Here is a 17517-nt window from a genome sequence, read left to right as displayed (position 1 = left end):
GCGGCCTCCTTTCTTATTTTCCTTTGCCCTTTTTCCAGGCGTAAATGCCACTGGGAGCCATGGCGGCAATTACCGCCTGGAAGTCGTAACCTTCGTACACCATATAAAAGGCCAAACCAAAGCTGAGATAGTTGGTGATCTGCCGTCCCATCTTGTGCAGGGCATCTACCCAGGGGAGAGTCTTTGTGTCCAACTCCTTGCGGTAGGTTTCCTCTGCCATCTTCTCCAGCTCGTTGCCTGCCATCTCGGCTTCGTGCTTGAACTGGTTGCGTTTGTCTGGGTCTTCGATGTACTCCGAAGCCAGGTCAACAACCTTGTTGAATGGGTTGATCCATTTGATAAGGCTCATACCAGGCACTCCTGATAAAGAAACGCCTGCAGCCTGTAGGTGCGCAGCAGCCAGCCTCGGGCGTATTTCAGCTGTTCGGGGTTGGTTTGGCAGTCCTGCAGGTGGTGGCGGGCGCGGTGGCTGAAAAATTCGGCAAGGGTGGCTGGCTGGTTAGAGTCCCAGGCAGCGGCAAGGGTTTTGGGGCCAATGATGCCATCGTCCAGCACTCCCAGTGCGGCCTGCATATAAGGCACTGCGTCGTCTGCTCCCATAAGCACGGCGGTATCAAACAGGGGAAGGGCAAAGGCGGCGGGCCATTCATCACAGCGCATGGCCATCCAGAAGTCGTGGTGGTAAATGGCAATGGTGTCTGACCGACTCAGCTCGGCAATATCCAACTCTGGATATTGCGCAGCGCTGATACCGTGGTTGGTTTCCCCGCCACGGTCTTCCTCATCGTTGGCATAGCCGCCTTCACTTTTGTGGGTGAAGCGCAGCGCCACCTGGAAGGCTGCCGAGTAGGCGTTGGTGTCGTGCTGAGTGGGATTGGCTGTGTTCATACTGCCAGACTACGGCAGTATATTGGGCGGGCGGCTTTAAAGAGTTTTGGGGGCTGCGATAAACATATCAGGTTGGCGGCGAGCGCGTTCTATCGCCTTATGTTCTCTGATGGCCTGATAGATTTTCATTTCCGAGAGTTTGTATTTAACCACCAGATCCCGATGGTTGTGGCCGGTGAAGTCCCGGTAGATGCGGCGATCCCGAATAAACCTTTGCACCCGGTCAGCCTTGGGCAGGTAGAAACCTCGGCCACCGGAGTGGATTGCCAGAGCGGTGAGCAGCTTGTCGGCCAGTGTGCGGTTGGTGTCGGTATCGATTCCGGCCTGACGTAACTGGCTGTGGAGGAAGTCCGAGATCTCGCACAGGTCTTTCGGCCAGTTGCGGCGCTCTTCTACCAGGTCGTCGTCGATATGACCGAGCAGATCGGCGACATCAGGTTCGGCGAACAGTTCGTGGTTGTCTTCTTTGGGGGGCTTCGGCTGCTGTGCTTCTGGCATGGCTGGCTCCGGTTCAGTCCATTTGCAGATTGCACGTTTGTACTTTAACCGATATTGACATTAAGGCAACGGGCAGTTGATAGCTCTGTTCAGGGCATTACTATGTCCCACTCGAAACACTAAAAAGAAGCAAGGAGCATAAAATGAAGTGTTTTATCAAAGAGTGTGAAAGCGAAGTAGCCGTCAAGCCCAGCACTGGAGATTATGTTTACTGCGACTGTCCCGAATGTGGTGAATATAAAGTCACAGGAACAGCTGCTGCTTTAAGCCCAGAGAAAGGTATTTACGCAGCTCGACTGAAGCAAAAGCAAGATGAAGGTCAAGGGGTTCCCATGTTCAGCACAATGGATATGAGGTAGACCATGGCCACGTACAAGGATATTCAGGCTCTTGTTCGAAACAAACATAATAGATTGGTTAAAACTTGCTGGATTGCCCACGTTAAAGAGTTAAACAACCTTCCCTCTCGTGGCCCGTCACCAAATCGAATCAGCAACAGTAAGCGCACTAACCCATGCCCTGACTATGCCAGGCCATGGATTGAGGCGGCAATGAAAGAGTTAAATATTATTCACTCATAAAAAAAACGGGCTTTACGCCCGTTTAATCCCACCCTTAAAACTCTTTAAATTACCTCATACGTTCCGTGCCACCGGCTTTCTGGCTCTGAGTCGCTTGTCCATCTTCTTCAGTGACTCAATGACCTGGTTGCAGAGTGAGGTATCACGCTCCAGCCATTCCAGCTTTGCGATACCTTCGCCGCCGTTCTCTGTGGCTGTCATCCGTTGCACCCAGGCTTCGAGGGCGTTTTCGGAACCATCACGGAGCAGGCCGTCACGGTGCAGACAGATCCAGATGGCTCGCAATACATCAATCTGCTTGCCGGTTGAACGTGGGCTGACCCGCTTCTTTTTCTTGCCCTTGGCTTTTGCCGGTTTCCAGCCCAGTACGGTTTTGAGGTGGTTCTCTACCTTGAACAGCTCGGAGAAACTCAGGGCGCTGCAGCTAGTTTTGCCGGTAACCTGGTTAAGCATTTCGCGGTAGGTTTCCTCATCCATGCCCAGATCGGTTTTGGCGATATGGATACGGGCGATGGCGCGTTTGCGGTTGTTGGAGCTCATTGGGTTTCCTCCGTGATGCGCCCGATCTGTACAACCTGTAGCCCTTCCAGCTTGGCAAACTGGCGGGTGAGGGAAAGTGCAGTGTTGAAGGTTGGGTCGTAGTACTCAGAGACCTTATGAAGGTTTGGGAAAAGCTGCTTTACTCTTCGCTTCCCGAAGTCCTTCTCCATCTTTTTGACTTCTGATGGTTTGTGAAGCCTGCGGGTTCGTTTCCGCCAAACTTTGGTAACGATAGCGGGAGAGTCGTTCTTCAAGATACCCATGTGTTTGTATTCGATCTTGCCATCAATATACACGGCCAGTGCTGTTTGGTTTTCGCTAACATTAACTTTCTCCACTGCAATGTTGTGGCCATCGATTCGAAATTCGGCACGGGGAAAAAAACCCTTTAATTCTTCTATCAGCTGCTGCTGTTGTTCTTTATTCAGAGACATTTGCCATCTCCTTTTTCGCATTGTCCCAGTCAGCGATAAGCCCTTCAGTGGCAGGCGGGCCGCCGTTCTCGTCGCTGAGTTCCTGAAGCTCCTGAGCCATGGCATCAGCCACGGTCAGGAGTGCGTTTAAGCGATCGTCCATTACAGGCTCGCCAGATCGAGGCTGATGTGTTTCCACTGATCGGTCTCGCCTACACGTTCATAAAGGTTGATGTACGTGGTGGAGCTGGCCACGGTGATGGAATCCATCAGGGCGGCCATAGCCTGCTGCCACTCTGCGTCGTCAATCTTCAGGTTCTTCAGACCCAGCACTTCAGCGGTGCGCAGCTGTCCTTTGGAGTTAGTGCGAAAAGCTCGCTCGACTATGGCCTTGATCTCTGGACGACTGCCTTCTGTCCAACGATTGAGACAACGGTCGATCAGTTCCTTGGCTGCCTCAATACGCTCATCGAAGATGATGTGTTCCTGGTGCTTGAGCTGCACTTTGAACTTACCATCGAACGACAACAGGCCAACGTTGCCTTTCTTCCCTCCCACCTTGACGTTGTATTGCTCGGCCGACAGTTCAACAAAGGCCCGCACATCGCCGATCGCTTTGGCTTTGAACTGGGCCAATGCCTTCTGCAAAGGCTGGGCATGTTTGATGATTTCCATCACCAGCTCATCACGGTATTGGTCGATAGGTTCGATCAGGCTTTCATGTACCAGGCGACCTTGCTGATCTTTGCGAAAACCGGCTGGCACCACTATTTCTTCTGCAGCAGCTGCTGCTTGTTCTGCGATTGCTTCGGACATGGTTTCACTCCCATAAGGGTTTATTGATTTGTGCTTTGATGGCTGAACGGGTTTGGTGTTCAGGCGGGGTTACCCCCGCCCTCCTTTCCAGTTCTCATGCTGGGAATAGCCAACCGGCTGGATGATCTGGGGCGGGATTTCTTCGATCTTTCCCCCTTTGGCCAGGAACTCTTTGGTTTGGGCCGCGATCTTTTGCGAGATCCGCGCCTTAATGCCGGGGTCTAACTCCTCCGGCTGAAAGTTCCCATTCTCCTGATCTCTCCAGGGGGTTGGCTTGTCGACACTCATGGGCTGATCTCCCTTTGCCAGAACACCTTGCAACCTTTGTAGATCGCAGTTGCCTTCTGGTATTTGGTGCCGTCAAAACCTTTCACATCAGATTTAACGTATCTATCCAACTTGCGGCAGGCGCTGGAGTACTCCACTTCGATTTCTGGCATAGGCGTAGAACCACCAGAAAACGAAAGGACTGTGATGCCTTCATTGATCAGGGCAATGGTGGCGGTATCCAGAGCAATAGCGGACTGCTTGAGATGCTGCGCTAGAGCGTTGAGCCGGTTCTGCCGGGCCTGATTGATGTGGATCGGGGCGGTTGCGGTACTCATTACGCCACCTCCACAACAGCAATGCGGGAGTGAGGGCAGTTGCCGTGACGGCAGTGGCGATGAACCGTGGCTCTTTGAGGGTTGGTGGCCGCGAATGGCGCGTCCTGGTATGCGTGGCATTTATTTCGGCTTATCTCCATGCCCAGTGCGGGGCAGGCCACGCAGGAGTTCATAAACTCCCCTTCAAACTTCTCTTTGAACAGGTCTACCCTGCCCGGATAGGTGCCTTTGAGAATCTGCGAAATAATGCTTCCGGTGCTGTAGCCGAGGCGCTTGGCCACGATCTTTTGTCCTAGCGTTTCGCTGATTCGCTTCAACTCGGCAACCCAGGGTTCCCCGGCGTTACCAGCTGCGATCTGCTGCTGGTGAATGGTCATGTTTCCTTACCTGTTTTTCTTGGTTGGTTTTGCGATCTCGTAGACCGCTTTGTCGTTGTAATCCCAGACCAGGCCCCAACCGTTATGCACGGCCGGTGCGCGTGGGCCAGAGTTACGAATCAGCATGAAGCGCGGGTGCCCCGTGTCTTCATCTTTTCCTACGTCCCGCAGGTATTGGGCTCTGTGCAGAGCGCTGATATAGCGGCCGGTGGGTTCGGCCTTTAACTCGGTAACCTCCTGTAGTGATCCACGGGTGAATGTTGATAGCATGCGCATGGACTGCCACATCATGCCGCTTGGACTGCTGCGCTCTGGTGCGGGGCCGGGCCATGGACGCTTGAGTGGTTGAACGATCTTGTCCAGGTTGGGATCGATCAGTGGTTCGTTGCGGTTTTTGCGCTCCGGTGCCAGTGCCCCGGTATCCTTCACCAGCCGATAAACGCCATGGCGCACGGGTTCCCGCCAGATGTACCCGCACTGCTCCAGCAGGTTCAGATACGGGCGGCAACTGTCGTGCTGCAGGTCGGTGGCTCTGCATAGCTCGGTGATATTGAACCGGCGCAGATGACGCATGGCGGCCCAGAGGCGCACAAAACCCTGCGGTGTTTTTGGTTTGGCCAGTTTTATGCTGGCACGTAGTCTTTGAGCAGCCTGGTCGGGCTCCCTCTGTATTTGCATGATGGGTTCTCCCCATTCGTTTTGTTGTTAGCAAAGCAACCTCCTTCTGCTTTCCCCTTTCTGCACAGGCGCTCAGGCTTTGGGTGCGCGGCCTATGTAGAACTCGTTGCCGTCGGCGTTCCATTCCGCCAGGCAGATGCGATCCTGATTTTTGGCTTTGGCGTAGTTCTCAATCTGAAGCAGACCAGACTTGAGCAGGCGGATAGATCCGCCAGATTGACCGTGCAGGACATCCAGGAGGTCGTCGGCGACTTCCACTTCACAGATACTTTCCGCAACCAGGCGTGCATCAGAGAAGTTTGCGGGCAGAAAGGTCATGCGCTGGATGATGCGGCCGTCCAGCTGATCCATGCGGCGCACTTTGGTTTCGATATCCTTCATGCCGATGATGAAGATGGGCGCACGACTGAGGTCGTGGATGTCCCGCAGAATGTTTAGCATTTCGTCGCTGTAACGTGGTGAGTCGAACAGGTAGTCGGCTTCATCGATAAACAGCGGGCGGTTGGTTTCCATCAATCGCTTGATGCACTCGTCCATGAGTTTGTCCCGGTTGCCTCTTGGCTCGATCAGCAGCTCTGTGGCTATCTGCTGCAGCATGGTGGTTGGACTCCAGGTACTGCGGGCCCGCAGGTAGTAGCTGTCGATCCGGTTGCCCAGCCAGCAGATGGCAGTGGTTTTTCCGTAACCGGTTGGGCCACATATCAGACCCATGCCGTCCATTTCTGGGGGGCGGTTAATGACCGTTTGCGCCAACGAACTGAGGTTGACGATATTTGTGACAAGGGCGATAGCGTGTTTCATGGTTTAGTTTTCTCCGTGCTTTTTATTGGTGCCGATCCGTGGCGAGTTTGCGGGCAGCTTCCTTGTCCTTCTGGCGCTGCTCTATGAAAAATGGTTTGCGGCCTTCTTCCTGATAGATCATGTGCATGCCGCTAAATTCGTGAGTGGTTTGGAAATTGGCTTTCCACTTCTGGTCTGTTTCACTGAGCGACCGCCCGGCCTGCACACCTTCTTCCAGCAGAATCCAGCGACGCATGCGATCGATAGGGGTTTCTGCCAGTGGCTTGGCTTTCTCTTCAACCAGCTGTTTGATGTGGTTCTGGTCTGCCATGTAGGCGGGCATCTTTTGTTCTGGATGCACAGGCCGTTCTGCACTGGCATCAGCAGCTGCGGCCGCTGCGCCTGACAGGTGGCTGGTGTCGTGAGATACAGAAGGTTTGGGGAACTCGGCCACGTTGGCGGTTTTGGCCTTGTTGACCATATCCAGCCCAACCTGGCGGATACCAACCCGGTGCTTTTTGATGATCTTATTGGTGACTTCCTTAGCCTCGATGATGGCTTCCTGGCTGCGCTTCTTGGCAATGCCTGCCACTTCCTGCCGGTTGATGCCGGTGATGGCTGGATCGGATGCCTGGCCGAGGTATTCACCGGAGTCCCGATCGAATACATAAAGGATGCCGATGTCCTTCTCGTCTTCCCGCACCTTGACTCTGCCGGTGGGGTGGGCGTGAAGATCGGGGCAAACAAACCAGTGGCCGTCGTGCTGAATGCCTTTCTTCTGGACAACCTTGTCGATCGCTGGGGTGAGCAGCATGTCGAGGGCACGGACGTTTTCTACCCGGCGGATATTGCCGCGCCAGTCGCGGGCTTTCTCTACCGGAGTGCAGCCGATCGAACCGTGCGTTCTGTTGTGGTAGTGGTTCTTGAGGTAGTTATCTGTCCACTCCTGAAATTGCGAGGAAGTCATGGTGCTTTCAATGACTTCGCCCTTGTGCTTTTTCAGGGTCAGACGTTGGGCAAAGCTCTTGCGGGCTTCGATGCTGTTGCGCTCTGCGACGTTGTGACCAATGAAGCCGGGCAGCAGTTCCATCAGGTCGTGGCTGATGGTGTGGAAGAAACGCTCGATGTGTGGCTTCTGATCACCGGAGTACGGATCGGATAGCACTTGCTCAATTTTAAGAGCCCTTAATACCGTTTTAATGTGATTGGAAACGTAGTCGGAGCCGTTATCGGTTTTGGCAACTTCAGGGATGCCCCAGTCGATGATCGCCCGGCGCAGGACTCCGGCCACTCCCTGGCTATTGGATGTTTTGCGCACTTCCAGATGCACACGGCGGCTGTAGATGTCGATAATGCCGATGATGCTGAACCGGCCGTCTGTGAACATGACATCGGCGGGGGTGGAGTCGAACTCCCAGCGTTGATTCAGACGGGTTACATCTTCCGAGTAACTGCCCAAAGCAGGCATGTATTTGTTCTTGTAGGCATCGGGGTCGATCAGGTTCAGGAACAGGCGAGGGTTGCGAGCCTTCCAGTTCTTGATCCAATCGGCTGTGGCGTATTCACCAGGAAGGGGCAGGCCCTTCTCTTCCAACATATAACCCAGCGCTTTGTGCAGGGTTTTCAGTTTGGCGTGTGGGTGTTCGATCAACAGGCCCAGCAGGATCTCGGCTGCAGTTGGGTTGAGATCGAAAAAGCCTTTGCCTTCCTTGCCGCTCTTGTAGCAACCGCTCAGAGCTGACCACCCCTTCTCGGTTACGATCTTCTGCCACCGAAGCAGGCTGGCACGATTCACCTTTTTAATGCGGCCATGAATGCCGGGCAGTGGTTCGATGGTTTGCTGCTGGTAGTCGTTGACCAGGGCTTCGATCGCTGCGCCTTTGGTAGGGTGCTGCTGGCAGTACTCATCCAGGGCAGAAAGAAGGGCTGCCCGATCTTCCTGGCGTTGCTTGGCTTTGCCGGTGAGCTTGGCCAGCTGCTCCAGATCCTGCTCTGGGTTGACCTCGGCAGGTGCAACGGTGGCAACGGCTTGGGCGGCTTGCTCTGTGCTGCATGCCTTTTTGGCGGTGCTGATTTTCAGGGCTGTTTGTGTGGCTGCGGGCAATGACTCGATATGGTATTCACGACCACCACCACGGCCCTGACGGGGGCGGGACTGCCAATCTTCTCGGTTGGCTTTGTCCTGAACTGCGCGTTTGGTGCTGGGCATGCCAGCGCAACCGGCCAGATCTCTGGCTGAAAACCACTCGGCCATGTTACGCCTCCGGGGCGGTGAAACCTGCCGCCTCGATGATGCGCTGCCTGACTTCCCTGGCAGCCTTCCCGTTCCATAAACCGTGGAGAGCCTGGCGGGTGTTTTCCCGGTTGAGGTTCAAGTCTCGACAGGCTTCTGAGAAGGTTTTGCCCTGGGCTGCAAAACCGGCTTTCACCTGGTTGTACAGACTTGGGCCTGGCTCTTTACTCAGCTTGATTCGTAATTCCATAGCTGGCTCCCGATTACAGGGAAGTCGTTTCCCTGTAATATCCGTTTTACTTATTCGTTTGTGTTTATATGTTCGGATACCCGACACGGATATAATCTATGTCGTTATTCCGAATCTTTCAAGAGAAAAATTCGAAATGCCGACGCTGGTCGAGAGGATTGAAGCCGTTCGATCCTATAAGAAGTTGAATCTCAAAGACTTTTCGGAAAGTGTAAATATTGCTAGATCTACCTATTCCGAGGTGAAAAGTCTGAAAAATAAGCCAAGCTCTGACCTGTTGGTCGGTATTGCGACTGCTTTTCGCGATGTCGACATGAACTGGGTTCTAACAGGTGAGGGTTCTATGCTTCGAGATGGAAGCCAGGAAGAGATCGAGCCGAAACAGTTGGCTGAGGTTGTGGAGGTTGTGGAGACGGCACTGCAGGAGGCCGGTTCTAGCCCGACACCTGCACAGCGTGGTGAGTTAATTGCTGCGGCTTATGATTTCTATTCACAAGACGAGGAAGACACTAAGCAGGGAGTTCTGCTCCGGCTGGTAAAAAGTGCTGCGCAAGGCTGATAGGGATGCCCCATAGAAGAAGTAAAAAGGAAAAGCTGGAATCTCTGTTCCAAAAAGCTCTGGATGGCCGGTCGGCAAATGATGAGCCAGACGACACGGAACCGAGAAGTGCAACCGTACTGAAGCAGGTGTTTATAGTGGGAAGTAACCAGGTGATTTTTACGGGTGATATTAACAAGGATGATGAGACCTGACTTCCCAGTTACGCTTGCAGTGCTTCCAGGTTGTCCTTTGCGCGGAAGGCTGTAGTTCTGGGGGATTCTTAAAACTGGGAAGCGGTATCTTAAACCCTGCCAATGCTTCCCAGTTCTCACTTCTCGAAAACAATCTTTAACCGACAGTTAAACGCTCTGTACACCTTTGTTTAAAGGGCTTTACGGCTTTTTGCGGGTATCGATGTGGTGGGTGCTACCTGGTAGCGATCGGGCGGGTGGTTCTTCTCGGTTGTCTCATTTCAAGGATCGGCGTCGCGGGCTACTCGTTCAGGCTTAAACCCTTGGCGTTACTGGGTTTTCCGGGTGTTTTGTCCCACACAGTCCCGTGACTTCCCGGATTCTCCCGGTATCTCAGACCATTACCCCCCTCACACTATTCTGGGCGTTTCCAACTTCAAACAAGTGTTTTAATTACAGATTTTACGTACAGGAAATGGATTTAGATCATTAGAAAATTTGTTGGAATACTATGGGAAACGGTTGGCAATATTCCGGAAAGAGTCCCATTCGAGTACTTTGAGGAGCTGATCCATTTTTTTGCTGAATGCTTCTTTGCTGGAATTCAATGCCCTTATTTCCTTTTCGGTTAGGTAGGCACTGAACTCATAAAATGGTGCATCACCAAATTCATGTTCCTGTATGTAGTTACGGGTTTTTCTTTTCTGTGCGATCAGCTCGTCAGCATAACCAAAGGCAATCACCTGCATATCCGTGAACTGTTCATAAGCCCGAACCCATTTCGCCCAGTTACTCTTTGAGGATTTCTTTTCGTAAGAGGAATAACGTAACCCGAGGTTCAGGAGATCAAGGGTTGGCAACAGTTTGTAGTGTTGAGCGTGTGCAAGCTCATGAGCGACCAGGCCGGTTATTGCATCCTTATCAATTTCGTCGTCACGGCTGAACTTCAAGAGTGTGTAGTTAAGGTTTACCTGAGCCCCACTGACACTTAGCCCTGAAAACATTGGCGTAGTGTTCCCTAATCGGTTGGTGAGTTTGAGAACATATTTCTGAGTGTCGTTATTAATTTTGTATTTGCGGGTGATGTTGTCCTGCACTTCCATCAGAAGAGCGTAGTGGCTACTGATTTCTTCATGCTGCTCCGGTGTTAGCCTCACCTGCTGGGCCATAATCACCATGCTCTGATTAGAATCTGCACATCCTAAAAGCCAGAATGTTGTCAGTATCAAAGCATTCCATCTGATCAATTCCATTCGATCGTTCCTGATTATTGTCTAGCGGTTCACTATTTTCACAACCTGCTTAACATTCTGGCAGATGAGCCATTCAGCCTTCATAAAAGCATCATTAAACTGCAAAAACCGTAGTAAGTGATGGTCTTGTAAACCGTTTGCTATTGCAGGCCTTATTTCTCACGGTAGACAAAAACAATAATAAGAAGGATATCTTTTATGGCGCGTCTGCGTTCTTTCCTCTCTGGGCTTGCTCTTATGGCATCCGCCTCAGGTCTGGCAAGCACCACTTATGCAGAAGACAAAGTCTGCTTCTACGAACACCCAGAATATGAAGGAGCCGAATGGTGTTACGGTACGGGAGATAATGGCTGGATAGGCTCTTCCCGTAACGACAAAATCTCTTCCATAAAACTCTATGGAGATGCTTACGTCACGATTTATGAACATGGCAGCTACGGCGGTAAAAAAACCGTTGTGATGGGCAACACCTACAAAATGGATGATCTGAACGATGGCATCAGTTCATTCAAGGTACGTACCCGTAATACCGATAACTTTGCCTGCCTGTTTGAACACCCGGGTTTTCGCGGTACACCATTTTGCCTGGAAGAAGGGCAGTTCAGCTCTGACCTTAACTACTACACATTGGGCAGAAATAAAGCCTCTTCTTTGATGGTTGTAGGCAAGGCTGATGTGTATGTGTACGAATATCCAAATCACCGGACAGATAAAAACTGGCGCATTCTGACTCGCAGCACCTCCAATCTGGAGGTACGCCCAGGTAGCTGGGTGGAAGATAATATTGACTCTGTTCGTGTTCTTGCCCGTTCTGCCAGCGCTGGCGAAAAAGCGTTGGACATCAATGAAGCTCTGACAGCAAAGGCACCTATTCGCCAGACGACTGTACTTGGTTCACACAATGCTTTTAACAGTACCGCTTACTTCAGTGGGCAGCTGATTCCTGGCCCTAACCACCGCCGAGCCATGATTGAACAGCTGCAACTTGGCGCACGATTCTTTGAGCTGGATGTTCGTAAAGGCAACCGCCAGACCAAAGTTTGTCACTCAACGGATTGCGGGCAGAAAGATACAACCCTGCGTCGTATGTTGGGTGAAGTGGATAGCTGGTTAAAAGGTGCAGACGACAACGACGTTGTGTTCTTCTTCCTGCAGGATGACTTTGGTGGCGACAATTCTGGCTATCAGCAATTGAAGAACGATGTAGCCTGGATGGGCGATCTGGTTTACACAATTGACTCCTGCCAGACCGTACCAAACAGTTTGACCTTTGATCAGATTCGGGAAAGTGGCAAACGTGCATTCTTCTACAAGAGTGGCGGCAGCACAGGTTGCAGCACAGCGACTAACGTGATGTTGGGCAGCAACTTTGAGCGAAATATTGGTGTGGCATCCATTAACGTAAATGATAACCACGTTAAGACGGATCGTTTCACCCGCTCTCAGGAGTGTCATAACAATTTCTGCCACGATGTTGTGAGTGCTGATGAAGCTCGCACTGGCATTGAGAATGGTGTGAACTCTTTCGGTCTGGATATGCTGGAAGAGAGCGATCTTGATAGCAGCAGTGGTCGTTTGAATAAGCAGCTCTGGGGTATTGGCCCAGAAGATACCTATAACGCGTATGCCAATGGTCGAACTGTTTCCTTCTGGGAATATGGTGACCGCTTTATGCGTTTGGACTGGGCTGGAAACAGCAAGGCATACGCTTGTCGGTTGGCGAATGGTAACTGGGTAAGAACCAATGCCGGAGGTGAGGCCTGGAATGGTGCCAGTGCCTGTGCCAATGAATTCCCGGGTTCAACCTACGATGTTCCTCTGAATGCTGCAGAAGCCAAGAAGTTCCGGGAGGCTCTGGACCCTGGTGCGGCTGTTCATGTGAACTTTGGTGTGACTGGCGGGCAGTGGGAATCAGGTCTCTGGGGAGCATTGGGCAGTCGTTAATTCACCCGCTGATGATTTCCTTATCTAACCTTAAAGGGTTCAGATAGGGAAATCGCTATGCCAGTAGGGAAAAGTGGTTCATCACAGGCTGGTCAACGTGTCAGCCTGTTTAAGAAATTTAAAACTCGAACCCAAAAGAAAGGGCGCGCCAGAAAGCTTCCTCCTGAAGCAAATCTCAATATTCCTGCCAGTGCTTTTCCATTATCAGAAGAACATGCAAAACGGGTTTCACAGAGAAACACCAGACGGCATTACGCTCAGAGTTTTGTGCAATTTATTATCAATGTGGCAGGGAAGCTGCGCCCGGGCACGATTATTAATCTGATCAAAGAAGTTGTGGTGACAGTGGAAACTCATACCTACGGTACCCGCTATACCAAAGGTATCCCCCCGGAAGAACTGAAGAATTACGTCAATCCTAAAATCCTGTTGGTCAGAGGCCCAAGGGTAAATCCTTTTCTCCATTGTCTTGTGGCGTTTTCAGATAAAGACAATAAGAACCATAGGTTCTGTCAGATCAATGATGCGGACAACTACCCGGAGTTTATGACTGAAGAGCAGTTTTACACCTACCTAAATGATCTGGGTGAGGGCGGCCATGTCAGCTATGTGTACCAGCCTCCGGGCGCAAACAAGCTTCCGCAACCCTTTGAGAACGGTGGTGGTGTTCCGGACTTAAAAGGAATGCATGAATATCTCAATAAAGCAGCGAAAAAGAGATGGATATGGGGAGGCTTTGTTCATAACTGCTTCACCTTTGCGCTGAATGTCGTTAAAGCTTCGGGGTGTGATGTGAGTGGCATGAAACATATTGTTGATCTGCCTAAGCCTGTTGTTGAGCGACAGCTGAAGAAGAAAAAGAAACTTCAGGCGCACAAACATCTCCAGAAAAAAGACATCGGACCACCTCAACCTTAACTCTTTCCAAGGCGTCAGAAATCAGGGTACTCTGCTATAAAAAAACAAGAAGCACGGAACGACCATGCCTGATTCAGCCCTGCCGGAACAAACCCATTATCGTACCTGTAATCTTTGTGAAGCCATGTGTGGGATCAAAGTCACCTATACAGGGACAGAGATTCATTCTATTAAGGGCGATAAAGAAGACCCATTCAGCCGTGGTCATATCTGCCCCAAAGCCATTGCCCTGAAAGACCTTTACGAAGACCCGGATCGTATTCGCAAACCTTTAGAGAGAACGCCCGACGGATGGAAAGAAACCAGTTGGGATGAGGCTTTAGATAAGGCTGCTGAAGGTATACGGAGAGTGCAGAAAGCTTATGGCAATAATGCTATGGCAACCTATCTCGGCAATCCCAATGTACACAACACTGGTAGCTTATTAATGGGGCGGCATTTCTTTAATGCTGTACGTACCCGTAATCGTTTTTCGGCGACTTCTGTAGATCAGCTGCCTCATCATATTGTTGCCTGGAAGCTCTTTGGGCATCAGTTGAAGATTCCTGTGCCAGATATTGATCGCACAGAACATATGCTGATTATTGGTGGTAATCCTCTGGCTTCCAACGGCAGTATCATGACCGTGCCCGATGTGAAAAAACGCCTTCAGGATATTCAAAAGCGCAGCGGTAAAGTTATTGTTATAGATCCGCGCAAAACAGAAACAGCCCGGATTGCAGATGAACACCACTTTATAAAACCGGGTACTGATGCGTTTTTACTATTGGCTATCCTCAATACTTTGTTTGCTGAACAGCTGATTGATACAGCTCATCTCACCAGGTATCTCAAAGACTTTCAGGAAATTAAAAACTATGTCGCTGACTGGACGCCGGAACGAGCGGCAGGCATTACCGGTATCAGTGCTGAAGCTATCAAGCAGCTGGCTGTAGAGTTTGGACAAACCGAAAAGTCTGTTTGCTATGGGCGTATGGGAGTTTCTGTTCAGGAGTTTGGCCTGCTTTGCCAATACCTGATTATGGTTATAAATATAGCCACTGGCAGACTGGATGTAGAAGGCGGGTTGATGTTTACAAAACCTGCGGCAGACTTGCTAAAACAAACCGGGAGAGGCCACCTTGGCAAAGGGCATTCCCGTGTTAGAAAGCTGCCTGAGTTTAACGGTGAGTTCCCGGTTTCTGCATTAGCAGAAGAAATGCTGGTGGAAGGTGATGGTCAGATAAAAGGTCTGGTGACTGTCGCTGGCAATCCTGCGCTGTCTACACCAAACGGCACACAACTGGAGAAAGGTCTGGAAGGTTTGGAGTTTATGGTATCCATAGACTTTTACCTCAACGAAACCACCAAACATGCCAATATTATTCTGCCGCCAGTGAGTCCACTCGAGCGGGAACACTACGATGTCATCTTCAATATGTTGGCAATAAGAAACACAGCCCGCTATTCACCAGCCTTGTTTGAAAAGGCACCTGATGAAAAGCATGACTGGCAAATCTATCAGGAACTGGAAAAACGTTTGCACCCACCTAAAAACCTGCAAGGCAAAGTAGCAAACAAACTTTCCAAGAGCCTTGGTCCTGATGGTGTGTTGGATATGCTTTTGAAAACCGGCCCTTACGGAGCTTTGCGTCATCCCTTAAAAGGTTTGTCACGCAAACGCTTACAGAAAAAGATGCATGGCGTTGACCTCGGGCCTTTAACACCGTGTCTGCCAGAAACACTGTTTACCAAAGACAAACTCATAAATTTGGAGCCAGAATTCTTCTTTAAGGATTTAGAGCGGCTTGAAAAATCGGCTAATTCGCAGCCAGATGAATTACTGTTAATTGGGCGCAGAGATGTACGCACCAACAACTCCTGGCTTCATAACAGCCAGCGTTTAGTGAAAGGCAAGAACCGCTGTACGGCACATATTCATCCTGATGATGCTCAGCGACTTGGTGTCAGCAATGGTCAACAGGTAGAAGTAAGTTCCAGAACCGGAACTGTTGCCATTGAAGCCGAGGTGACAGACACAATTATGCAGGGTGTTGTCAGTATTCCTCATGGCTGGGGCCATAATCGCAAAGGTATGAAAATGGCTATTGCCAGTGATTATGCCGGGCAGAGTGTGAATGACCTGACTGATGATTTGGCTATTGATGAACTGTCTGGAAACGCAGCTCTTAATGGCGTGCCTGTGACTTTGACTCCCGTGAACAAACAACAGGAGTCGGAACTGGCTAAAGCTGCTTCAGCGTAAAATTCATCGCGGGTAGTGCATGCTACCCGCAAACTTTTAATTCGAAGTATCAAAAGAACAAACCGGCACACACATCTGAATACACATCATGGCATCTTCGTTATGACGACAAGCTGACGTGCAACTATTGAACTCTCCCCCCAGTGCTTTACAACTCTGCTCAGGCATAAACTCACATTCCTGATGTTCTTCCAGCCACTTGCCAGAACTTTCAAGGCAGGCAAGTACATTAGCTGGGCCTGTGGCAGATAGCTGTTCGGGGTCTGATTCCATGATCTGAAGATCCTTTATCACACCTTGAGCTTCCAGGGCTTGAGCCTGCTGAATTTGTTGATGGCTGTCAGAGACTGTCCAGTGAGTGGAAACTTCTGGTTTTTGCGAATGTGTGCAGGCTGCAAGAAAAGTTAGAGTTAAAAGAGTCAGAAATTTAAGAGTTTTCATTATTTACAGCCCTGGGCCGTGTTCATTTGGTTGAAAAATAGATTAGTCGAATTGGCAAACTGGAACACATACTGCCGCACAAATTTCTGCATTGGTGTTACGGCAGGGGGAAGCGCAACTGTGAAAATCACCATCGAGTTCAAGGCAGGTTTTTTCTTTCATATATTCGCACTCTTGGTAAGGCTCCAACCAAAGGCCATTGTCTTTTAAACAATGTATAACCTGAGCTGGCCCAGATACCGATACTTCGATTGGTGTGGAATCAGAAAGATCCAGATCCTGGATAACCCCTTGTTTTTCAAGATGCCTCAACTCATTTGAGCTAACTCGTGAAAACTCTGGCAACACCCAGGAGCTTCGAATGTCTTCAGCCTCAAAGTCACTAGCAAAACACCATGAAGCGGTGCCCAGAAATGAAAACAGTAATAGTGCTTTAAGGAAATGCATTGTTTACCTGTTTATTCATTACCCGGGCAGTATGATTGCTTTGGATTTATGAAGTTCCAATCACATGCTGGGCAGAGTGAGATGTTCTGCCACATTCTCAGGAGAAGGATCGTCCAAATGTGGAATGACACCTAAGCACGGAACAGGCAGCAGCCCCTTGAGAGTCGTCAAATTTTCCTCAAACCGGCTCATTTCTGGTTCAGCACGGTTGGCCACCCAGCCAACTGGTTTCAAACCGTCTTTGAAGATAGCTTCCAGTGTCAGCACTGCATGATTAATGCAACCCAGTTTCATACCGACTACTAAAACAACGGGAATATTCAGTTTTTTAGGAACGCTTGAATACATTTCCCGGGGAGAAAGCGGGACTCGCCAGCCACCGGCACCTTCTATCAAAGTCAGGCTGGCACCTTTCATCATAACGCCACGGCAGTAACCGGCCAGTTGGTCAGCTGTTACCCGGCGCTGCGTTTCCTGCAACCCAATATGTGGCGCAATGGCAGGTTCAAGAGCAATGGGGTTGATCTGGTCATAAGGCAATTCCATAGTGATGGATTGCTGAAGAGCCAGTGCATCACTGTTACGCAAACCATCAACAGTCTGCTTGCAACCGGAGGCTATGGGTTTAACCGCCGCAGTGGTTAAACCATCAAGTTTTGCCCTCGCCAAAAGGCCGCAGGAAACAACAGTTTTACCTGCATCGGTATCGGTTCCGGTTATGAACAGAGTCTGTTTCATGGGAGTAACTTCATTGCCATAAAATTTCACGCACCAGATTAACAGTAACTCTGTGAATCAGCACTTCACTTTGCTGATGACTTTCCCTGTAACTACCCCATACAATCTCAAACGAAATAAATATAAGAGATTTAACGACT

Annotated in this window: 25 protein-coding genes; 7 read left to right on the top strand and 18 right to left on the bottom strand. The window is 50.5% G+C overall.

Annotation, left to right across the window (positions count from 1 at the left end; translation table 11 throughout):
• Positions 1-13: 13 nt before the first annotated feature.
• The 3 genes from ACY2RR_RS20400 to ACY2RR_RS20390 are packed head-to-tail and all read right to left on the bottom strand — an operon-like array spanning position 14 to position 1386.
• Positions 14-349: a hypothetical protein gene (locus ACY2RR_RS20400; protein WP_490110032.1), complete on the bottom strand. Its 336-nt coding sequence runs from the start codon at positions 347-349 to the stop codon at positions 14-16.
• Positions 346-888 carry a glycoside hydrolase family 108 protein gene (locus tag ACY2RR_RS20395; protein ID WP_490110031.1) on the bottom strand — a complete coding sequence of 181 codons (543 nt, stop codon included), beginning with the start codon at positions 886-888 and terminating at the stop codon, positions 346-348. The genes ACY2RR_RS20400 and ACY2RR_RS20395 overlap by 4 nt, the downstream gene beginning before the upstream one ends.
• A gap of 36 nt (positions 889-924) precedes the next feature.
• The gene (locus ACY2RR_RS20390) at positions 925-1386 is read right to left on the bottom strand and encodes a Mor transcription activator family protein (protein WP_490110030.1); all 462 of its coding nucleotides are present in this window, start codon (positions 1384-1386) and stop codon (positions 925-927) included.
• Between the two features lie 143 nt (positions 1387-1529).
• On the opposite strand from ACY2RR_RS20390, the gene ACY2RR_RS20385 reads away from it, so the two are divergent.
• Both ACY2RR_RS20385 and ACY2RR_RS20380 read left to right on the top strand, forming a co-directional pair.
• Positions 1530-1745: a hypothetical protein gene (locus tag ACY2RR_RS20385; protein ID WP_490110029.1), complete on the top strand. Its 216-nt coding sequence runs from the start codon at positions 1530-1532 to the stop codon at positions 1743-1745.
• Positions 1746-1748: 3 nt separating this feature from the next.
• Positions 1749-1967 carry a hypothetical protein gene (locus ACY2RR_RS20380; RefSeq protein WP_490110028.1) on the top strand — a complete coding sequence of 73 codons (219 nt, stop codon included), beginning with the start codon at positions 1749-1751 and terminating at the stop codon, positions 1965-1967.
• Between the two features lie 54 nt (positions 1968-2021).
• Here ACY2RR_RS20380 and ACY2RR_RS20375 read toward each other — a convergent pair whose 3' ends face one another.
• The 11 genes from ACY2RR_RS20375 to ACY2RR_RS20325 form a co-directional block, all read right to left on the bottom strand.
• A complete protein-coding gene (locus ACY2RR_RS20375; protein WP_490110027.1) occupies positions 2022-2507 on the bottom strand; it encodes a gp16 family protein in 486 nt (161 codons plus the stop codon).
• On the bottom strand, positions 2504-2941 hold the full coding sequence (locus ACY2RR_RS20370) for a hypothetical protein (RefSeq protein ID WP_490110026.1): 438 nt from the start codon (positions 2939-2941) through the stop codon (positions 2504-2506). The genes ACY2RR_RS20375 and ACY2RR_RS20370 overlap by 4 nt, the downstream gene beginning before the upstream one ends.
• Positions 2928-3083, bottom strand: a complete 156-nt coding sequence (locus ACY2RR_RS20365) for a hypothetical protein (RefSeq protein ID WP_490110025.1) — start codon at positions 3081-3083, stop codon at positions 2928-2930. The genes ACY2RR_RS20370 and ACY2RR_RS20365 overlap by 14 nt, the downstream gene beginning before the upstream one ends.
• Positions 3083-3736 carry a DUF3164 family protein gene (locus ACY2RR_RS20360; protein ID WP_490110024.1) on the bottom strand — a complete coding sequence of 218 codons (654 nt, stop codon included), beginning with the start codon at positions 3734-3736 and terminating at the stop codon, positions 3083-3085. The genes ACY2RR_RS20365 and ACY2RR_RS20360 overlap by 1 nt, the downstream gene beginning before the upstream one ends.
• A gap of 69 nt (positions 3737-3805) precedes the next feature.
• Positions 3806-4024, bottom strand: coding sequence for a hypothetical protein (locus ACY2RR_RS20355; protein ID WP_490110023.1), 219 nt, complete (start codon positions 4022-4024; stop codon positions 3806-3808).
• Positions 4021-4341, bottom strand: a complete 321-nt coding sequence (locus ACY2RR_RS20350; protein WP_490110022.1) for a hypothetical protein — start codon at positions 4339-4341, stop codon at positions 4021-4023. The genes ACY2RR_RS20355 and ACY2RR_RS20350 overlap by 4 nt, the downstream gene beginning before the upstream one ends.
• Entirely contained in the window at positions 4341-4718 is a 378-nt protein-coding gene (locus ACY2RR_RS20345; protein WP_490110021.1) for a hypothetical protein, read from the bottom strand. The genes ACY2RR_RS20350 and ACY2RR_RS20345 overlap by 1 nt, the downstream gene beginning before the upstream one ends.
• A gap of 6 nt (positions 4719-4724) precedes the next feature.
• Positions 4725-5396 carry a hypothetical protein gene (locus ACY2RR_RS20340; protein WP_490110020.1) on the bottom strand — a complete coding sequence of 224 codons (672 nt, stop codon included), beginning with the start codon at positions 5394-5396 and terminating at the stop codon, positions 4725-4727.
• A 72-nt stretch (positions 5397-5468) separates the two neighbouring features.
• Positions 5469-6197, bottom strand: coding sequence for an AAA family ATPase (locus ACY2RR_RS20335; protein WP_490110019.1), 729 nt, complete (start codon positions 6195-6197; stop codon positions 5469-5471).
• A gap of 22 nt (positions 6198-6219) precedes the next feature.
• Positions 6220-8430 carry a transposase gene (locus ACY2RR_RS20330; protein ID WP_490110018.1) on the bottom strand — a complete coding sequence of 737 codons (2211 nt, stop codon included), beginning with the start codon at positions 8428-8430 and terminating at the stop codon, positions 6220-6222.
• Between the two features lies 1 nt (position 8431).
• Complete coding sequence (locus ACY2RR_RS20325; RefSeq protein ID WP_490110017.1) at positions 8432-8659, bottom strand: hypothetical protein; 228 nt, start codon at positions 8657-8659, stop codon at positions 8432-8434.
• Positions 8660-8795: 136 nt separating this feature from the next.
• On the opposite strand from ACY2RR_RS20325, the gene ACY2RR_RS20320 reads away from it, so the two are divergent.
• Both ACY2RR_RS20320 and ACY2RR_RS20315 read left to right on the top strand, forming a co-directional pair.
• Entirely contained in the window at positions 8796-9218 is a 423-nt protein-coding gene (locus ACY2RR_RS20320; protein WP_490110016.1) for a helix-turn-helix domain-containing protein, read from the top strand.
• A gap of 5 nt (positions 9219-9223) precedes the next feature.
• Positions 9224-9412, top strand: coding sequence for a hypothetical protein (locus ACY2RR_RS20315; RefSeq protein WP_490110015.1), 189 nt, complete (start codon positions 9224-9226; stop codon positions 9410-9412).
• A gap of 488 nt (positions 9413-9900) precedes the next feature.
• Here the strand turns inward: ACY2RR_RS20315 and ACY2RR_RS20310 are convergent, their stop codons facing one another.
• The gene (locus ACY2RR_RS20310) at positions 9901-10644 is read right to left on the bottom strand and encodes a hypothetical protein (protein WP_490110014.1); all 744 of its coding nucleotides are present in this window, start codon (positions 10642-10644) and stop codon (positions 9901-9903) included.
• 198 nt (positions 10645-10842) lie between these two features.
• On the opposite strand from ACY2RR_RS20310, the gene ACY2RR_RS20305 reads away from it, so the two are divergent.
• The 3 genes from ACY2RR_RS20305 (at position 10843) to ACY2RR_RS20295 (ending at position 15751) form a co-directional block, all read left to right on the top strand.
• Positions 10843-12588, top strand: coding sequence for a peptidase inhibitor family I36 protein (locus ACY2RR_RS20305; protein ID WP_490110013.1), 1746 nt, complete (start codon positions 10843-10845; stop codon positions 12586-12588).
• Between the two features lie 57 nt (positions 12589-12645).
• Positions 12646-13506 carry a hypothetical protein gene (locus tag ACY2RR_RS20300; protein WP_490110012.1) on the top strand — a complete coding sequence of 287 codons (861 nt, stop codon included), beginning with the start codon at positions 12646-12648 and terminating at the stop codon, positions 13504-13506.
• Between the two features lie 64 nt (positions 13507-13570).
• The gene (locus ACY2RR_RS20295) at positions 13571-15751 is read left to right on the top strand and encodes a molybdopterin oxidoreductase family protein (protein ID WP_490110011.1); all 2181 of its coding nucleotides are present in this window, start codon (positions 13571-13573) and stop codon (positions 15749-15751) included.
• Positions 15752-15787: 36 nt separating this feature from the next.
• Here ACY2RR_RS20295 and ACY2RR_RS20290 read toward each other — a convergent pair whose 3' ends face one another.
• Genes ACY2RR_RS20290 through bioD form a run of 3 tightly spaced genes read right to left on the bottom strand, consistent with a single transcriptional unit; the run spans position 15788 to position 17377 of the window.
• Positions 15788-16192: a hypothetical protein gene (locus tag ACY2RR_RS20290; protein ID WP_490110010.1), complete on the bottom strand. Its 405-nt coding sequence runs from the start codon at positions 16190-16192 to the stop codon at positions 15788-15790.
• Between the two features lie 42 nt (positions 16193-16234).
• Positions 16235-16639 carry a hypothetical protein gene (locus tag ACY2RR_RS20285; protein WP_490110009.1) on the bottom strand — a complete coding sequence of 135 codons (405 nt, stop codon included), beginning with the start codon at positions 16637-16639 and terminating at the stop codon, positions 16235-16237.
• Positions 16640-16699: 60 nt separating this feature from the next.
• Positions 16700-17377: a dethiobiotin synthase gene (bioD, locus tag ACY2RR_RS20280; protein ID WP_490110008.1), complete on the bottom strand. Its 678-nt coding sequence runs from the start codon at positions 17375-17377 to the stop codon at positions 16700-16702.
• Between the last annotated feature and the right edge of the window lie 140 nt (positions 17378-17517).

Source organism: Parendozoicomonas sp. 2304DJ65-17 (assembly GCF_058148445.1).
The sequence above is the reverse complement of the archived record's forward strand: the minus strand, read 5'-3'. Positions and strand labels throughout refer to the sequence as shown.

Excerpts from the sequence above, each read along its gene's own strand:
- ACY2RR_RS20340 (WP_490110020.1), bottom strand. The coding sequence starts at position 5,396 with ATGCAAATACAGAGGGAGCCCGACCAGGCTGCTCAAAGACTACGTGCC.
- ACY2RR_RS20400 (WP_490110032.1), bottom strand. The coding sequence starts at position 349 with ATGAGCCTTATCAAATGGATCAACCCATTCAACAAGGTTGTTGACCTG.
- ACY2RR_RS20285 (WP_490110009.1), bottom strand. The coding sequence starts at position 16,639 with ATGCATTTCCTTAAAGCACTATTACTGTTTTCATTTCTGGGCACCGCT.
- ACY2RR_RS20360 (WP_490110024.1), bottom strand. The coding sequence starts at position 3,736 with ATGTCCGAAGCAATCGCAGAACAAGCAGCAGCTGCTGCAGAAGAAATA.
- ACY2RR_RS20370 (WP_490110026.1), bottom strand. The coding sequence starts at position 2,941 with ATGTCTCTGAATAAAGAACAACAGCAGCAGCTGATAGAAGAATTAAAG.
- ACY2RR_RS20380 (WP_490110028.1), top strand. The coding sequence starts at position 1,749 with ATGGCCACGTACAAGGATATTCAGGCTCTTGTTCGAAACAAACATAAT.
- ACY2RR_RS20300 (WP_490110012.1), top strand. The coding sequence starts at position 12,646 with ATGCCAGTAGGGAAAAGTGGTTCATCACAGGCTGGTCAACGTGTCAGC.
- ACY2RR_RS20305 (WP_490110013.1), top strand. The coding sequence starts at position 10,843 with ATGGCGCGTCTGCGTTCTTTCCTCTCTGGGCTTGCTCTTATGGCATCC.
- ACY2RR_RS20395 (WP_490110031.1), bottom strand. The coding sequence starts at position 888 with ATGAACACAGCCAATCCCACTCAGCACGACACCAACGCCTACTCGGCA.
- bioD (WP_490110008.1), bottom strand. The coding sequence starts at position 17,377 with ATGAAACAGACTCTGTTCATAACCGGAACCGATACCGATGCAGGTAAA.
- ACY2RR_RS20390 (WP_490110030.1), bottom strand. The coding sequence starts at position 1,386 with ATGCCAGAAGCACAGCAGCCGAAGCCCCCCAAAGAAGACAACCACGAA.
- ACY2RR_RS20310 (WP_490110014.1), bottom strand. The coding sequence starts at position 10,644 with ATGGAATTGATCAGATGGAATGCTTTGATACTGACAACATTCTGGCTT.
- ACY2RR_RS20350 (WP_490110022.1), bottom strand. The coding sequence starts at position 4,341 with ATGAGTACCGCAACCGCCCCGATCCACATCAATCAGGCCCGGCAGAAC.
- ACY2RR_RS20320 (WP_490110016.1), top strand. The coding sequence starts at position 8,796 with ATGCCGACGCTGGTCGAGAGGATTGAAGCCGTTCGATCCTATAAGAAG.
- ACY2RR_RS20365 (WP_490110025.1), bottom strand. The coding sequence starts at position 3,083 with ATGGACGATCGCTTAAACGCACTCCTGACCGTGGCTGATGCCATGGCT.
- ACY2RR_RS20295 (WP_490110011.1), top strand. The coding sequence starts at position 13,571 with ATGCCTGATTCAGCCCTGCCGGAACAAACCCATTATCGTACCTGTAAT.
- ACY2RR_RS20325 (WP_490110017.1), bottom strand. The coding sequence starts at position 8,659 with ATGGAATTACGAATCAAGCTGAGTAAAGAGCCAGGCCCAAGTCTGTAC.
- ACY2RR_RS20330 (WP_490110018.1), bottom strand. The coding sequence starts at position 8,430 with ATGGCCGAGTGGTTTTCAGCCAGAGATCTGGCCGGTTGCGCTGGCATG.
- ACY2RR_RS20335 (WP_490110019.1), bottom strand. The coding sequence starts at position 6,197 with ATGAAACACGCTATCGCCCTTGTCACAAATATCGTCAACCTCAGTTCG.
- ACY2RR_RS20315 (WP_490110015.1), top strand. The coding sequence starts at position 9,224 with ATGCCCCATAGAAGAAGTAAAAAGGAAAAGCTGGAATCTCTGTTCCAA.
- ACY2RR_RS20345 (WP_490110021.1), bottom strand. The coding sequence starts at position 4,718 with ATGACCATTCACCAGCAGCAGATCGCAGCTGGTAACGCCGGGGAACCC.
- ACY2RR_RS20385 (WP_490110029.1), top strand. The coding sequence starts at position 1,530 with ATGAAGTGTTTTATCAAAGAGTGTGAAAGCGAAGTAGCCGTCAAGCCC.
- ACY2RR_RS20290 (WP_490110010.1), bottom strand. The coding sequence starts at position 16,192 with ATGAAAACTCTTAAATTTCTGACTCTTTTAACTCTAACTTTTCTTGCA.
- ACY2RR_RS20355 (WP_490110023.1), bottom strand. The coding sequence starts at position 4,024 with ATGAGTGTCGACAAGCCAACCCCCTGGAGAGATCAGGAGAATGGGAAC.
- ACY2RR_RS20375 (WP_490110027.1), bottom strand. The coding sequence starts at position 2,507 with ATGAGCTCCAACAACCGCAAACGCGCCATCGCCCGTATCCATATCGCC.